A 15,745-nucleotide genomic window follows, 5' to 3' on the forward strand; every position below is an offset into this window, starting at 1 on the left:
CCCCCCCCCCCCGCCCCGCCCCCCGCCCCGGACCGCGCCCCCCCCCCGGCCCCCCCCCCCCCCCGCCCCCCGGGCCCCCCACGCGGCGCGCGCGGCGGGTCAGCCGGCGTCCTCGTCGGTGCGGCGGCGCGAGAAGTGGTAGGCGGCACCGAGGGAGCCGGCGATGAGCGCGGCGCCCATGCCGATCTCCTTGAGGTCGAAGCCGGCGAGCGTGCCGCCCTCACCGGCGTGCACTCCCTTGTGGGGGTGGCGCGTCGGGTGGTGCGTGGGATGGTGCGTCGGACCGCCGCCGGCGATGGTCAGCCGGGCCGTGCCGCTCGACTCGTCGCACTCGAACTGCACGTCGTAGACGGCGCCGCGCTTGGCGTCCCAGTCGACGACGGCCGTCGCCCGGGACTCCTCCGGCGGGATGGTCACCAGGTCGAAGACCGGTGAGTTGACCGCCGCCTCCCCCCGGCACGCGTCGTTGCGCTCCACCCGCAACGTGACCTTCCCGCCCGGCGCGACGGTGGAGGGCTCCACACCGAAGCCGAAGTCGGTCCGGATCGCCGCGCCGGCGGCGGGCACGCAGGAGGTGAGGGCGCCGGCGCCCAGCAGTACGGCCGAAGCGACGCGTATCGCGCGCATGGTGAACCTCCGGGTCTCCGAGGGGCAGCCGCGGACCTGTTCCGCTCGTGTCACACATGCACCTCGATGCCCGAAACGCTAAGAATGCGGAGCCGGTGGCGCGATCGCTGTAGTGCGAACGGGGCATCCGTGTGGGCCGCCCGGGGGAACGCCGGTACGCGACCGGGGGACGGCGACGGTGTGTCGCGCGTCCCCCGGCCGGGATCCGTGGTGTTTGCCCGCGTCAGTCCCCGACCCCCGGGAAGAGGTTCAGGAACGGGTCCGCCGACGCCGTCACGCCCCGGCTGTAGGGCGCGTCGAAGTCCCAGATGAGGAAGAGCAGGAAGGCGATCAGCGCCGAGAACAGCCCGGCGAGGATCAGCTCGCGCGTGGTTCTGCGGATCTGCAGGGCGAAGATCATCCCGATGGTGATGACGGCCCCGGCCATCAGCCCGAACCACACCACGCCCGGCATGGTCTCCCCGGTCGACTCCGCCCGGGCGATCCGGGCCTGGCTCGCCGCGGTCACCTGGTCGAGGAGGGGCTGGTAGGCCTGCGCCTCGAAGTCCGACTTCGGTTCGTAGTCGGTCACGTCCGCGCGGACCCGCTCGAAGAGCCGGTCACCGCGCTCGGTGACCTCGCCCTTGTCGGCCATGGTGTCCCACTCGGTGGTCACGACGTGGTCCACGTAGATCCGGATGTCGTCGCGGATCCGGTCGCGCTGATCGACGGGGTAGACCCGGACGCGCTCCGAGATCTCGTGCAGCGCGGTGGCCTCGGCCTGGACGTGGTCCTGTGCGGCGCTGCGCCCCTCCCAGACGCCGGCGATCGCCAGGCCGAGGACGATGGCGTACACGACGCCGATCCACATCGTCATGTACTCGATGACGTCGGGGGTCTCGCTGGGGTCCTCGTCCTCGGGCGCCCGGCGGTGCCGTACGAGGGTGATGACGACCACCACGGCGCAGGCGGCCAGCATCGCGAGGGTGAGAACAAGCCATTCCGGCAAGAGGTGCCTCCAGGGGTTCAGGGATCAGCGCGCGCGCAGCGCGGCGACGGCGACCACCGCGGGCACCGTGACGAGCAGGACGAAGGTGAGCGGCGACAGCGTGCCGCCGGTCCGCCGGGGCCGCGGCGGTGTGGCGCGGTAACGCGGGTAGTGCACGGCTTTCGCGGTCGGGCCCGGGGCGGGCGTCGCCGACGGCTTCGGCGACGGAGGCGGCGGAAGTACGGGCCGGGGAGCCGGCCGGGGCGGGGGCTGGGCCGGGCGCGGCGCGGGCGGCGGGGGCGGGGCCGGTGGCTCGGGCCGTGCCGTCGGGGCCGGTTTCGGCGGTGGGGGAGGGGGCGGGGGCGGGGGCTTCGGGGACGGCGGTGGTGGTGTCGGGTCCGGGCTCGGCGGCGGAGTCGGGGTGGGCTTCGGGGGCGGGGGCTTGGGCGGCGGCGTGCAGACCGGGGGTGGGGGCGGGGGCGGGCACGGCGGCCCGGTCGGCCAGGTCCTGCTGCCGGCGACCGCCACCGCCTCGGTGCCGTCCGGCCCCGTCGAGGCGTACGCGCAGGCGTCGGCCACCGCCATGTCGGCCGGTGCGCCGACGAGCGCCCAGGTGAGCGTCGCCACCGCCAAGGCCCGTGCGGCAAGGGCGGATTGAGTCGATACGGGTCCATGCACGACGAAGATCATGAGCCCTGTGTCGCCGGGACGTGCCGGGGCGCAAGGGGATTGCCCCGAACGAGGGACATTCCGGTGCCGCCGGTTTGATGCGCGGTCCCCCGTGGGGTGTGTGGCACGCACCTGTGTGCGGATCGCGGGCGGCGTCCGTCAGGGCGTGCGGAAAGAAATTCCGCCGGCCGTTGAACGCCCGGGGCGTCCCCGTGCGTACTCATGGCCGTGCGGCGGCGCAGCAGGGCGCTGCAACACCCTTTGCGATTATGGGGAGTTGACGATGAAGACCTCCTGGCGGAGCGCCTCACTCGTGGCGAGCGCCGCGGCGGTCCTGGCGCTGACGACGGCGTGCGGTCAGGACAGCCCACCGGCGGCCAGCCAGAACGTGGGCGCCACGGCCGCGCCCGGCGACTACGGCAGCATCGGCGCGGGCAGCGGGAACGGCGCCGCCGGCACCCCCAGTCAGCCGGCCGCGCCGAGCGCCCTCAGCCCGTCGAACCCCGCGGGCAAGCTGTCCGTGTCCACCGCCGAGATCGGCAAGGTGGTCACCGACAGTCTCGGCCTCACCCTGTACCGGTTCGACCAGGACACCGACCAGCCCCCCAAGTCGAACTGCGACGGCGACTGCGCCAAGACCTGGCCGCCCGTCCCGGCGGACGACGCCGAGGCCGGCGAGGGCATCGACAAGTCGCTGCTCGGCTCGGTCACCCGGGCCGACGGCACCAAGCAGCTCACCGTGGGCGGCTGGCCGGCCTACCGCTACGCCAAGGACGTCAACGCCGGTGACGTCAAGGGCCAGGGCGTGGGCGGCAAGTGGTACGCGCTCGCCCCCGACGGCAAGAAGGTGCAGGAGGACGCGGAGGGCGGCGGCGCCGGAAACGCCGAGGAGCTCGGGCTGTCCACCCGCAAGGACCCCCAGCTCGGCGAGATCGTCGTCGACAGGAACGGCATGACGGTCTACCGCTTCAAGAAGGACGAGGCCTGGCCCAAGCCCGTCTCCAACTGCCTCGGCGCCTGCCTGGAGAAGTGGCCGATCGTGGAGCCCGTCGACTTCGCCGACACCAAGGGCATCCAGAAGAAGGGCTACATGATCTTCGACCGGGCCGACGGGAAGGGCAAGCAGCAGACGATCAACTGCTCGCCGATCTACACGTTCGCCGGCGACAAGGCCCCGGGCGACACCAACGGCCAGGGTGTCGGCGGCACCTGGTACGCCGTGCGGCCCGACGGCAAGCTGGTCGGCGCGTCGGAATAGCAGAGCGACCTCCCCAGGGTTCCTCTCGCCACCCCGGCGACGCCGACCCGGTCCGCCCCTCCGTGCCGACGGAGGGGCGGACCGTTTTGCCGTGCTTCACCTGGACGCGGGCAATTCCCGGCACTCTTCCCCTTCCGAACCCGAACTCTCCGGAATGCCTCGGGCACTGATCGTCATATGTTCGAAGGGCAGGCGGAGGGGTATCAATTCGGCACGTGCCGCAGGCAGTGACCGGGAACGGATGGTCAATTTCCGTTTCGGGTCGCTCCCTTGGCGGGCGATCAGTAGCCTCTGCTCGAACACCGGATCGCCTACGCCTTGGAGAGATAGATGGAGCGTCCCGCCTGGGCCCCACGGAGCATCGACATCTCGGTGCCCAGCGTCTCCCGGATGTACGACTACTACCTGGGCGGATCGCACAATTTCGAGGTCGACCGGGAAGCGGCCCGCCGGGCCATGGAGTTCATGCCGGGACTCCCCAAGATCATGCAGGCGAACCGGGCGTTCATGCGCCGCGCCGTGCGCTTCGCGGCGGAGCAGGGCATAGGCCAGTTCCTCGACATCGGCTCCGGCATCCCCACCTTCGGCAACGTGCACGAGGTGGCGCAGGCCGCCCGCCCCGGAGCGCGCGTGGTGTACGTGGACCACGACCCGGTGGCCGTGGCGCACAGCGAGGCGGTCCTCGACGGCAACGACGACGCGGCCGTCGTGGCCGCCGACCTCCGCAAGCCCCAGGACATCCTGAGCAGCCCCGAGGTGGGGCGGCTGATCGACCTGAATCAGCCAGTGGCCCTGCTCCTCGTTGCCATACTGCACTTCGTGGAAGACGAGGACGACCCGTACGGGGCGGTGGCGGAGCTGAGTTCGGCGCTCGCACCCGGCAGCCTGCTCGTGCTCACCCACGCCTCCTACGAGGGGATCCCGCTGCCGCCGGAGCGGGCCGGGGGAGCGGTGGACGTGTACGAGGACATCCGCAACCCGCTGATCATGCGCTCGCGCGAGGAGATCGCGCGGTTCTTCGAGGGGTACGACATGGTGGAACCCGGACTGGTGGCGATGCCGCGCTGGCGGCCCGACACCGCACCGGAGGACGAGGATCCGTATGCGTTCTCCGGTTTCGCGGGCGTGGGGCGTACGGCGTGATCGCGGAACCGGACGGTCCGGAGGACAGACTCCGCCGGTTCGCGACGATCTGGAGCCGGGCGGTCTTCCCGGTGACCTCGACGTCGTCGACCCGGCCGGAGTTCGAGGAGCAACTGCTGCCGCTGGCGCGGCGGTTGAGCGAGGCACTGCTGGCCCGGGCCTTCGACGCCGACGCGGGCAAGGCGGTCGGCGCCGCCCTGGTGGACGCGCACTGCACCGAGCCCGACGCGCTCAGCCGCACGCTGGACTGCGTGGACGCCTACCTGGTGCTGTACTGCGGCGGCGACGGCGATCCGGAGGACCTGCGGGCACGGTCCGCGCGCCTGCAGCACGCGATGGCCTCCGGCTTCGCCCGGGCGCTGCGCGAGCGGACCCTGGCCGAGCAGGAGGCCATCGCGCAGGCGGCCCTGCAGGCCCAGGGCGTGGTGGCGCAGGCCCTGCACGCGAGCGAGGCCCGCTTCCGCGCCGTCTTCGAGGGCGCGGCCATAGGCATCGGCATGGCCGACCTGGAGGGCAACATCCTGCAGGTCAACGGCGCGTTGCTGCGCATGTTCGGGCTCTCCGAGCAGACCCTGCGCAGCCGTAACGTCCGGGAGTGGACCCACCCCGACGACGCCCCGCAGACCTGGCGGCTCTACGACGAACTCGTGCGCGGCGAGCGGGAGCACTACCACCTGGAGAAGGCGTTCTACCGCCCCGACGGGACGGTCCTGTGGACCAACCTGACGGTGTCGCTGCTGCGCGACGCCGACGGCAACCCGCAGTACCAGCTCGCCCTCATGGAGGACACCACCGAGCGGCGGCTGCTCAACCTGCGGCTGCGCTACGAGGCCACGCACGACGCCCTCACGGGCCTGCCCAACCGCACCTTCTTCTTCGAGCGCCTGGAGAAGGCACTGGGCGCCGGGGAAGGACAGCGGTTCGGGCTGTGCTACCTGGACCTGGACGGCTTCAAGACCGTCAACGACAGCCTCGGCCACGCGGCCGGCGACCGGCTGCTCGTGGAGGTCGCCGACCGGCTGCAGTCCTGCGCCACCGCGCCCGGCGAGATGGTCGCGCGCCTCGGCGGCGACGAGTTCGTGGCGCTGACGACCGGTCCGGACACCCAGCGCGGGGTCGACGAGCTCGCCGGCCGCATCATGAACGCGCTGCTCGCGCCGATCAGCGTCGACGGCCGGGAGCTGACCGTGCGCGGCAGCATCGGCATCGTCGAGGGCCCGGCCGGGGAGCGCAGTCCGGCGGAGGTGCTGCGCAGCGCGGACATCACCATGTACCGGGCCAAGTCGGCGGGCGGCAACCGCTTCGAGCTGGCCGACCCGGAGGCCGACGCCCGCGCCATCACCCGCCACGGCCTGACGACCGCGCTGCCGACGGCCCTGGAGCGGGGCGAGTTCTTCATCGAGTACCAGCCGCTGGTCCACCTCGGTGACGGCAGCGTCCGGGGCGCCGAGGCCCTGGTGCGCTGGCTGCACCCGCAGCACGGCGTCCTCGGCCCGGACCGGTTCATCCCGCTCGCCGAGCACACCGGGCTGATCGTGCCGCTGGGCCGCTGGGTGCTGGAGCAGTCGGTGCGCCAGGCCCGTGAGTGGCGGGAGCTGCGCGGGGGCGCTGACGCGGGCCCGCTGCGCATCAACGTCAACCTGTCGCCGTGCCAGCTGACGCACCCGGGTCTGGTCCAGGACACGGTCGACATCCTGGAGCGGACCGGCGTCGCGCCGGACGCGCTGTGCCTGGAGGTCACCGAGTCGGCGCTGATCGGGGCCGACGACGACCTGCTGAAGCCGCTGCGCCGGCTGGCGGAGATGGGTGTCGACATCGCCCTCGACGACTTCGGGACGGGCTACTCCAACCTCGCCAACCTGCGGCGGCTGCCGGTCAGCATCCTCAAGCTGGACCGGTCCTTCACCCAGAGCATGCAGCAGTTCCCGGCCGATCCGGTCGACCTGAAGATCGTCGAGGGGATCGTCTCGCTGGCCCACAGCCTGGATCTCGCCGTCACGGTCGAGGGCGTGGAGACCGGTGCCCAGGCCGAGCAGCTGCGCATACTCGGCTGCGACACGGCCCAGGGCTGGTACTACGCCCGCCCGGGCCCACCGGAGCGACTGCACGAGCTGGCGCTGGTGGACGCGACGGGCTGACGCGCCGGGCCGCTGCGCGAAGCCCGATCAGGCGCCCGGCCCGCGCAGCAGCAGGGCCGGACCGCCCAGGAACTCCTGGTCGGCACCGACCGTCCGGGCGTGCCGGGCGGTCCGGGCCCGTTCACCGCTCCAGCAGCATCCGCTGCAGCTCGCGGGCCGCCCGGGGCGGTGCCACATCGCTGCGGTGCGCCAGGGCGATCGTCCGGTGCAGCCCCGGCCGGGCCAGCGGAGTGACCCGCAGCCCGCGTCCGGACCTGGCCGCCACCATCCGCGGGACGACGGCGACGCCCAGACCGGCCCGGACGAAACCCAGCACCGCGTCCATCTCCCCGCCCTCCACCGCGAAGTCCGGCTCGAACCCCTCCGCACGGCACGCGGCCACGGTCAGTTCGCGCAGGTCGTAGCCGTGCCGGAACATCACGAGGCGTTCGCCCTCCAGGTCGGCGACCCGTACCGTGCGCCGCCCCCGGCCCGGCTTCGGCGCGTCGGGGGAGGAGACCACGACCAGGTCCTCCCGCAGCAGCTCCACCGTCGTCAGCGCCGGTGACGGCGACGGCAGCGGCAGCACCACCAGCGCCAGGTCCAGCGCCCCGCGGGCCAGCTCCCGCACCAGGTCGTGTGAGCCGCCCTCCTCGATCAGCAGCCGGATGCCCGGGTAGCGGTCGTGGAACGCGCGCAGCACGTCCGGCAGCAGACCCGTGCAGAGGCTGGGCGTGGCGCCGAGCCGCACCCGGCCGCGCCGCAGCTGCACCAGCTCCTGCACCTCGTGCCGGGCCGTGTCCGCGTCGGCCAGGATCCGCCGGGCCAGCGGGAGCAGGGCCTCTCCGGCGTCCGTCAGCGTGATGTTGCCGCGCGCCCTGAGGAACAGATCCGCGCCCAACTCCCGCTCCAGCGCCTTGATCTGCTGCGACAGTGACGGCTGCGCGACATGGACCAGATCGGCGGCCCGGGTGAAGTGCCGGGTCTCGGCGACGGCCACGAAGTACTGGAGCTGCTGGAACTGCATGCTCCCACGATAGCCGCGTCCTATGGAATCAAGCCGGACCATGTCTTGGACCGATCGGCGGCGCGTCCGTAGCGTGGTGTTCCATGGCTCTGGCAACGCGGACGGACCGACGGCCGTCCATGGCACGCACCGTGTGGGACTCCACCGTCGGGAAGAAGACCGTGATGGCGGTCAGTGGACTGATCATGCTGCTGTACCTGGTCGTCCACATGATCGGGAACCTGAAGATCTTCTTCGGGGCGGGCGAGTTCAACCACTACGCGCACTGGCTGCGCACCGTCGGCGAGCCGTTCATGCACTACGAGTGGACGCTGTGGCTGGTCCGCGTCGTGCTCGTGCTCGCCGTGGTCGCGCACGCGGTCTCCGCGTACCAGCTCAGCCGCCGCGACATCAGGGCGCGGCCCAGCAAGTACGTGCACAAGAAGCCCCGGGCCTCCTACGCCACGCGCACCATGCGCTGGGGCGGGATCATCCTCGGCCTGTTCATCGTCTGGCACATCCTCGACCTGACGACCGGCACCGTGCACCCCGGCTTCGAGACCGGCCGTCCCTACCAGAACGTCGTGGACACCTTCTCCACCTGGTACGGCAACGTCGTCTACATCGTCGCGATGCTGGCGCTCGGCCTGCACGTGCGGCACGGCTTCTGGAGCGCCGCCCAGACCCTCGGCGCCGGCAGCCGCACCCGCGACCGCGCCCTGAAGACCGTCGCGAACGTCCTCGCGCTGCTGCTCACGGCCGGCTTCATCGCCGTACCCGTGGCCGTCATGACCGGAGTGGTGAGCTGACATGACCTCCTACGCGGACTACACGACCGGCGCGCCGGTCGTCGACGCCAAGGCGCCCTCCGGGCCCGTCCACGAGCGCTGGGACAAGCGCCGGTTCGAGGCGAAGCTCGTCAACCCGGCCAACCGGCGCAAGCACACCGTCATCGTCGTCGGCACCGGCCTGGCCGGCGGCTCCGCCGGTGCCACCCTCGCCGAACAGGGCTACCACGTCGTCCAGTTCTGCTACCAGGACTCCCCGCGCCGCGCCCACTCCATCGCCGCGCAGGGAGGCATCAACGCGGCGAAGAACTACCGCAACGACGGCGACTCCGTGCACCGCCTGTTCTACGACACCGTCAAGGGCGGCGACTTCCGGGCGCGCGAGTCCAACGTGCACCGGCTCGCGCAGATCTCCGTGGAGATCATCGACCAGTGCGTGGCGCAGGGCGTGCCCTTCGCCCGCGAGTACGGCGGCCTGCTCGACACCCGCTCCTTCGGCGGCGTCCAGGTCTCGCGCACCTTCTACGCCCGCGGCCAGACGGGCCAGCAGCTGCTCCTCGGCGCCTACCAGGCGCTCAGCCGGCAGATCGCGGCGGGGAACGTGGAGATGCATCCGCGCACCGAGATGCTCGACCTGATCGTCGTCGACGGGCGGGCGCGCGGCATCGTGGCCCGGGACCTCGTCACCGGCAGGATCGACACCTACTTCGCGGACGCGGTCGTGCTGGCCAGCGGCGGCTACGGCAACGTCTTCTACCTGTCGACGAACGCCATGAACTCCAACGCGACCGCGATCTGGCGGGCCCACCGGCGCGGCGCGTACTTCGCCAACCCCTGCTTCACCCAGATCCACCCCACCTGCATCCCGCGCACCGGCGACCACCAGTCGAAGCTGACGCTGATGAGCGAGTCGCTGCGCAACGACGGCCGGATCTGGGTGCCGAAGGCCAAGGGCGACACCCGGCCGCCGAACGAGATCCCCGAGGACGAGCGCGACTACTACCTGGAGCGCATCTACCCCTCCTTCGGCAACCTCGTGCCCCGCGACATCGCCTCCCGCGCCGCGAAGAACGTCTGCGACGAGGGCCGCGGCGTCGGCCCCGGCGGCCAGGGCGTCTACCTCGACTTCGCCGACGCCATCAGGCGCATGGGCCGCAAGGCGGTGGAGGCCAAGTACGGCAACCTCTTCGACATGTACCAGCGGATCACCGACGAGGATCCGTACGAGGTGCCGATGCGCATCTACCCGGCCGTGCACTACACGATGGGCGGCCTGTGGGTCGACTACGACCTGCAGACCACCGTCCCCGGCCTGTTCGCGATCGGCGAGGCCAACTTCTCCGACCACGGCGCCAACCGGCTCGGTGCCTCCGCGCTGATGCAGGGGCTCGCCGACGGCTACTTCGTGCTCCCGGCCACCATCAACGACTACCTGGCCCGCAACCCCCGCCACGACGAGGTCACCGACGACCACCCCGTCGTCCAGGAGGTGCTGGCCGAGACGCAGGACCGGCTGAACCTGCTGCTGTCCGTCGACGGCGACCGCACTCCCGACTCCTTCCACCGCGAGGTCGGCGAACTCATGTGGGAGTTCTGCGGCATGGCCCGCTCCGAATCGGGCCTGCGCAAGGCGCTGGAGCGCATCCCGCAGATCCGCGAGGAGTTCTGGCGGCGCATCAAGGTGCCCGGCACCGGCGAGGAGTTCAACCAGTCGCTGGAGAAGGCCAACCGCATCGTCGACTACCTGGAACTGGCCGAGCTGATGTGCCTGGACGCGCTGCACCGCTCCGAGTCCTGCGGCGGCCACTTCCGCGAGGAGTCCCAGACGCCGGACGGCGAGGCCGCCCGCAAGGACGACGCGTTCGCCTACGCCGCCGCCTGGGAGTTCACCGGGACCGGAGAGGCCCCCGTCCTGCACAAGGAAGACCTGGTCTTCGAGTACGTCCACCCCACCCAGCGGAGCTACGCATGAAGCTCACCCTGCGCGTCTGGCGCCAGAAGAACGCCGACGCCGACGGCACCATGTCCACGTACGAGGTGGACGGGATCTCCGAGGACATGTCGTTCCTGGAGATGCTCGACACGCTCAACGAGGAGCTCATCCTCAAAGGCGAGGACCCCGTCGCCTTCGACCACGACTGCCGCGAGGGGATCTGCGGGGCGTGCTCGCTGGTGATCAACGGCGACGCGCACGGCCCCGAGCGGACGACCACCTGCCAGCTGCACATGCGGTCCTTCAAGGACGGCGACACCATCGACGTGGAGCCGTGGCGTGCGGCCGCCTTCCCCGTGATCAAGGACCTGGTCGTCGACCGGTCGGCGTTCGACCGGATCATCCAGGCCGGCGGCTACATCACCGCCCCCACGGGAGCGGCCCCCGAGGCGCACGCGACGCCGGTGCCGAAGCCGGACGCCGACTTCGCCTTCGAGCACGCCGAGTGCATCGGGTGCGGGGCGTGCGTGGCGGCCTGCCCGAACGGGGCGGCGATGCTGTTCACGTCCGCCAAGATCAACCATCTGAACGTGCTGCCGCAGGGGGCGCCCGAGCGCGAGACGCGGGTGCTGGACATGGTGGCGCAGATGGACGAGGAGGGGTTCGGGGGCTGCACCCTCGCCGGGGAGTGCGCCACGGCCTGCCCCAAGGGCATTCCGCTGATGTCCATCACCGGCATGAACAAGGAGTGGCTGCGGGCCACGCGCAAGGCCGCCAAGCGGTAGCAGACGTTCGCCGACAGGTGCGGACGGACGGGACCGGGAGCGGTGCTCCTCCCGGTCCCGTCTCGCTTTTCCGTGTCATGGCCCGGGGCGGCGCGAAGAGGGCCGAGCGCGCGTGCGCCAAGCCGTTCAGGCCGCGGCCCGGCGCGGGTGCGAGCCGTTCAACAACCTCACACCCGCTCTCCCTGCGGACGACACGCGCAGGTCGGCCGGCGTCGGGAGAACAGGGGCGGAGGTTCGCACCACCGCGTTCAGCGCCCCGCCGCACCGAACCGCCCCGTGACAGGAGAGAGCCATGACCGGCGTACTGACCGTCGACCGTCCCGCGCAGCCCACGGCCCCCACCCGCTACACCGTCACCCTCGCCCGCACCGAGGAGGACGTCCGTGCCGCGCAGCGGCTGCGGCACGACGTCTTCGCCGGGGAGATGGGCGCCCTGCTCACCGGCTCGGAGCCGGGCCTCGACGTCGACCCGTTCGACGCCTACTGCGACCACCTCCTCGTCCGCGAGGAGACGACCGGCCAGGTCGTGGGCACCTACCGGCTGCTGCCGCCGGAGCGCGCGGCCGTCGCCGGGCGGCTGTACTCCGAGAGCGAGTTCGACCTGACCGCGCTGGAGGGGATACGGCCGCAGCTCGTCGAGGTCGGCCGGTCCTGCGTCCACCCCGACCACCGCGACGGCGCGGTCATCGGCCTCATCTGGGCCGGCATCGCCCGCTACATGGTCGACCGCGGCCACGAATGGCTCGCCGGCTGCTGCTCCGTCCCGCTCGCCGACGGCGGCACGCTCGCCTCCGGCACCTGGGACCGGGTGCGCGCCAAGCACCTGTCACCCGAGGAGTACCGCGTCCGGCCGCTGCTGCCGTGGCTGCCGGGCCCCGCGCCCGCCGCCCGCGTCGAGCTGCCCGCCCTGCTCCGCGGCTACCTGCGCCTGGGCGCCTGGGTGTGCGGGGAGCCGGCCCACGACCCGGACTTCGGCGTCGCCGACCTGTACGTGCTGCTGCCGATGAGCCGGGTCAACGCGCGCTACCTGCGGCACTTCCTCTCCCTCGTGCCGGCCTGATGAGCGCCTGGCTGCCCACCGCGCCCTGCACGCCGCGGGTCTGCGTCGAGACACCGGCGGCGCTGCCCGCCCGGATGCTGCCGCGGGCCCTGCTGCGGCTCACGGGGGTCGCACTGCTGCTGCTGGCCGGGATCGCGCTGCTGCCGCTCGGTTCCCGGGTACCGGCGTCCCTGGTGCGGCGGTGGTGCCGGTGGATCGTGCGGGCCGCGGGGGTCCGGGTCCGCATCACCGGCACCGCCGCCCCCACCGGCGGAGTGCTGCTGGTCGCCAACCACATCTCCTGGCTGGACGTACCGTTGCTCGCCGCCGTGCGCCCCGCCCGGATGCTGGCCAAGACCGAGGTGCGGCGGTGGCCCGTCGCCGGGCCGCTGGCCGCGCGCGGCGGCGTCCTGTTCATCGACCGGGACCGGCTGCGCGCCCTGCCCGACACCGTCGCCCGGATCGCCCGGGCGCTGCGCGAGGGCACGGCCGTAGCCGCCTTCCCCGAGGGCAGCACCTGGTGCGGCCGGGCCCAGGGCACCTTCCGCCGGGCCGTCTTCCAGGCCGCCCTGGACGCCGGGGTGCCCGTGCAGCCGGTCCGCATCGGCTACCGGCTGACCGGCCGGGGCGGCCGGGGCGGGACGGCCAGCACCGCGCCCGCGTTCGTCGGCGACGACACGCTGCTGGCCTCCCTGTGGCGGGTCGCGACGACCCGTGGCCTGGTCGCCGAGGTGGAGGTCCGCGACGCCCTCCCGCCGGGCGCCCACCCCGACCGCCGCGCCCTGGCCCGTTCCGCCCAGGCCCAGGACCCGGCACCGGCCTGGACGCACACGGTGCTCGTGGCCTAGGCCGTGTCCGCACAGCCCCTCCTGCCCCGCGACGCCTGGCACGCACTCGCGCCGCACCGGACACAGTCCCGAGTACGCCCGGTACGAGGGACCGCGTCCGGTACGCCGAGAGCACGCACCGGACGCCGCAGGGCCCGCCCTCCGGGCGGACGAGGGGACGGTGCGGACACGGCCTGGCACGCGGCGAGTCGACTTCGGCGGCCGGGGCCCGGCTCAGCGGGTCCCGGCAAGCGTGCGGGCCAGATAGGGCGCGGTCCGGCTCTCCGGAGCGCGGGCCACCTCGGCGGGCGGTCCCGCCGCCACGATGCGGCCGCCCTCGTCGCCGCCGCCGGGGCCGAGGTCCACGACCCAGTCCGCGCCGGCGACGACGGACATGTCGTGCTCGACGACGATCACGGTGTGCCCCGCGTCGACGAGGCCGTGCAACTGGCGCATCAGGACGTCGACGTCGGCCGGGTGGAGGCCGGTGGTGGGCTCGTCGAGGAGGTAGAGCGTGTGGCCGCGCCGGCCGCGCTGCAGTTCGCTCGCCAGCTTGATGCGCTGCGCCTCGCCGCCCGACAGCTCCGTCGCGGGCTGGCCCAGCCGCAGGTAGCCCAGGCCGACGTCGAGCAGGGCGCCGAGGCTGCGCGTCACGGCCGGGGTGTCCGCGAAGAACTCCGCCGCGCTCTCCACCGTCAGGTCCAGCACCTGCGCGATGTTCCGCCCCCGGTACGTCACCTCCAGCGTCCCGGGGTTGTACCGGGCCCCCGCGCAGTCCGGGCAGGGCGCGTACGTGCTGGGCAGGAACAGCAGCTCCACGCTGACGAACCCCTCGCCCTGGCAGGTCTCGCACCGCCCGCCGGCCACGTTGAAGGAGAACCGGCCGACGCCGAAGCCGCGTTCACGGGCCCCGTCGGTCGCCGCGAACACCTTGCGCACGACGTCGAACAGGCCGGTGTAGGTGGCGAGGTTCGAGCGCGGTGTGCGGCCGATGGGCTTCTGGTCGACCGAGACCAGCCGGCCCACCCCGGCCGTCTCCGGTGTGACGGCGCCGATGAGCGTGGACTTGCCGGAGCCGGACACGCCCGTGACGGCGGTGAACGCGCCCAGCGGGAACGCGGCGGTCACACCGCGCAGGTTGTGCCGGGTGACCGGGCCGGTCTCGAGCCAGCCGCTCGGGGTGCGGACCTCCCGGGCCGGGGCGGGGGCGCGGCCGAAGAGGAAGCGGGCCGTCGCCGACTCCTCGACGCCGGCCAGGGCCTCCACCGGGCCGCTGTGCAGCACCCGCCCGCCGTGCTCGCCCGCCAGCGGGCCCACGTCCACCAGCCAGTCGGCGCCCCGTACGACGTCCAGGTGGTGCTCCACGACGAACACCGAGTTCCCGGCCCGCTTCAGCCGCTCCAGCACGGTCAGCAGGGCCTCGGTGTCCTGCGGGTGCAGCCCGGCCGACGGTTCGTCCAGCACGTACACCACCCCGAAGAGGCCGGAGCGCAGCTGGGTGGCGAGGCGCAGCCGCTGCAGCTCGCCCGCCGAGAGGGTGGGGGTCGGGCGGTCGAGGCTGAGGTAGCCGAGGCCCAGTTCGACGACGGGCGCGATACGGGACCGCAGGTCGTCGGTCAGGACCCGGGCGGCTTGCGAGGTCGCGTCGAGACCGGCGGCCAGCTCCACCAGCGGCAGGGCCGCCAGCTCGGCGATGGTCCGGCCGCCGAACGTCACCGCCAGCGCCTCGGGCCGCAGCCGGCTGCCGCCGCACGCCGGGCAGGGCGCGCTGGTCAGGAACCGTTCGGCCTTCGCCCGCAGGGTCGGGCTCCTGGACTCCGCGAAGGTCTTCATCACGTAGCGCCGGGCGCTCGTGTACGTGCCCTGGTAGGGCCGCTGGATGCGGTCGGCGTCGCGCACCGGGTGCACGGTGACCACCGGCTGCTCGTCCGTGAACAGGATCCACTCGCGCTGCTCGGCGGGCAGCTCGCGCCAGGGCCGGTCCACGTCGTACCCGAGCGCGTCCAGGATGTCCCGCAGGTTCTTGCCCTGCCAGGCACCCGGCCACGCGGCGATCGCGCCCTCGCGGATCGACAGCGACGGGTCGGGGACCAGCGACTCCTCGGTGGTGCGGTGCACGCGGCCGAGCCCGTGGCACCGCGGGCACGCGCCGGCGGCCGTGTTGGGCGAGAAGGCGTCGGAGTCCAGGCGCCCGGCGCCGGGCGGATAGGTGCCGGCCCGGGAGAACAGCATGCGCAGGGAGTTGGAGAGGTTGGTGACCGTGCCGACCGAGGAGCGCGAGGTGGGGGCCGCGCGGCGCTGCTGGAGCGAGACGGCCGGCGGCAGACCGGTGATCTCCCCGACCCTGGGCGCCCCGACCTGGTGGATCAGCCGGCGCGCGTACGGCGCGACGGACTCGAAGTAGCGCCGCTGCGCCTCGGCGTAGATCGTGCCGAACGCCAGGGACGACTTCCCCGAGCCGGACACGCCGGTGAACACCGCCAGCACGTCCCGCGGGACGTCCACGTCCACGCCGCGCAGGTTGTGCTCGCGGGCTCCTCGGACACGGACGTAGGGGTCGTGGGCGTCATGGTGGTCGTGCATGTC

The 15,745-nt window shown here is 72.9% G+C and carries 14 protein-coding genes; 9 read left to right on the forward strand and 5 right to left on the reverse strand.

Features of this window, described 5'->3' with window-relative positions; genetic code table 11:
- Nucleotides 1–99: 99 nt before the first annotated feature.
- From ACPXCS_RS02235 to ACPXCS_RS02245, 3 genes are all read right to left on the reverse strand, one after another.
- Nucleotides 100–627, reverse strand: coding sequence for a hypothetical protein (locus ACPXCS_RS02235; protein WP_425946204.1), 528 nt, complete (start codon nt 625–627; stop codon nt 100–102).
- 223 nt (nt 628–850) lie between these two features.
- Nucleotides 851–1,585, reverse strand: a complete 735-nt coding sequence (locus ACPXCS_RS02240; protein WP_425946417.1) for a DUF4239 domain-containing protein — start codon at nt 1,583–1,585, stop codon at nt 851–853.
- A gap of 54 nt (nt 1,586–1,639) precedes the next feature.
- Nucleotides 1,640–1,771, reverse strand: coding sequence for a hypothetical protein (locus ACPXCS_RS02245; RefSeq protein WP_351351655.1), 132 nt, complete (start codon nt 1,769–1,771; stop codon nt 1,640–1,642).
- A gap of 277 nt (nt 1,772–2,048) precedes the next feature.
- Between ACPXCS_RS02245 and ACPXCS_RS02250 the strand changes: the two genes are divergently transcribed.
- The 4 genes from ACPXCS_RS02250 (at nt 2,049) to ACPXCS_RS02265 (ending at nt 6,802) form a co-directional block, all read left to right on the forward strand.
- Nucleotides 2,049–2,252 (forward strand): hypothetical protein, encoded by a 204-nt coding sequence (locus ACPXCS_RS02250; RefSeq protein ID WP_425946205.1) that lies wholly within the window; start codon nt 2,049–2,051, stop codon nt 2,250–2,252.
- A gap of 294 nt (nt 2,253–2,546) precedes the next feature.
- Complete coding sequence (locus tag ACPXCS_RS02255) at nt 2,547–3,521, forward strand: SCO0930 family lipoprotein (RefSeq protein WP_425946418.1); 975 nt, start codon at nt 2,547–2,549, stop codon at nt 3,519–3,521.
- Nucleotides 3,522–3,851: 330 nt separating this feature from the next.
- Nucleotides 3,852–4,664 (forward strand): SAM-dependent methyltransferase, encoded by an 813-nt coding sequence (locus ACPXCS_RS02260; RefSeq protein WP_425946206.1) that lies wholly within the window; start codon nt 3,852–3,854, stop codon nt 4,662–4,664.
- Nucleotides 4,661–6,802: a putative bifunctional diguanylate cyclase/phosphodiesterase gene (locus ACPXCS_RS02265; RefSeq protein WP_425946207.1), complete on the forward strand. Its 2,142-nt coding sequence runs from the start codon at nt 4,661–4,663 to the stop codon at nt 6,800–6,802. The genes ACPXCS_RS02260 and ACPXCS_RS02265 overlap by 4 nt, the downstream gene beginning before the upstream one ends.
- 121 nt (nt 6,803–6,923) lie before the next feature.
- Here the strand turns inward: ACPXCS_RS02265 and ACPXCS_RS02270 are convergent, their stop codons facing one another.
- Entirely contained in the window at nt 6,924–7,808 is an 885-nt protein-coding gene (locus ACPXCS_RS02270; RefSeq protein WP_425946208.1) for a LysR family transcriptional regulator, read from the reverse strand.
- 119 nt (nt 7,809–7,927) lie between these two features.
- Between ACPXCS_RS02270 and ACPXCS_RS02275 the strand changes: the two genes are divergently transcribed.
- The 5 genes from ACPXCS_RS02275 (at nt 7,928) to ACPXCS_RS02295 (ending at nt 13,180) form a co-directional block, all read left to right on the forward strand.
- On the forward strand, nt 7,928–8,596 hold the full coding sequence (locus ACPXCS_RS02275; protein ID WP_425946209.1) for a succinate dehydrogenase: 669 nt from the start codon (nt 7,928–7,930) through the stop codon (nt 8,594–8,596).
- Nucleotide 8,597: 1 nt separating this feature from the next.
- A complete protein-coding gene (locus ACPXCS_RS02280; protein WP_425946210.1) occupies nt 8,598–10,547 on the forward strand; it encodes a fumarate reductase/succinate dehydrogenase flavoprotein subunit in 1,950 nt (649 codons plus the stop codon).
- Complete coding sequence (locus ACPXCS_RS02285; protein WP_425946211.1) at nt 10,544–11,293, forward strand: succinate dehydrogenase/fumarate reductase iron-sulfur subunit; 750 nt, start codon at nt 10,544–10,546, stop codon at nt 11,291–11,293. Before ACPXCS_RS02280 ends, ACPXCS_RS02285 begins: the two co-directional genes overlap by 4 nt.
- A 292-nt stretch (nt 11,294–11,585) precedes the next feature.
- A complete protein-coding gene (locus ACPXCS_RS02290; protein WP_425946213.1) occupies nt 11,586–12,353 on the forward strand; it encodes a GNAT family N-acetyltransferase in 768 nt (255 codons plus the stop codon).
- On the forward strand, nt 12,353–13,180 hold the full coding sequence (locus ACPXCS_RS02295; RefSeq protein ID WP_425946214.1) for a lysophospholipid acyltransferase family protein: 828 nt from the start codon (nt 12,353–12,355) through the stop codon (nt 13,178–13,180). The genes ACPXCS_RS02290 and ACPXCS_RS02295 overlap by 1 nt, the downstream gene beginning before the upstream one ends.
- A gap of 213 nt (nt 13,181–13,393) precedes the next feature.
- Here the strand turns inward: ACPXCS_RS02295 and ACPXCS_RS02300 are convergent, their stop codons facing one another.
- A complete protein-coding gene (locus tag ACPXCS_RS02300) occupies nt 13,394–15,742 on the reverse strand; it encodes an ATP-binding cassette domain-containing protein (RefSeq protein WP_425946215.1) in 2,349 nt (782 codons plus the stop codon).
- Nucleotides 15,743–15,745 lie beyond the last annotated feature (3 nt).

This window comes from Streptomyces sp. DT190 (genome assembly GCF_049846985.1).
In the GTDB taxonomy this organism is placed as follows: Bacteria; Actinomycetota; Actinomycetes; order Streptomycetales; family Streptomycetaceae; genus Streptomyces.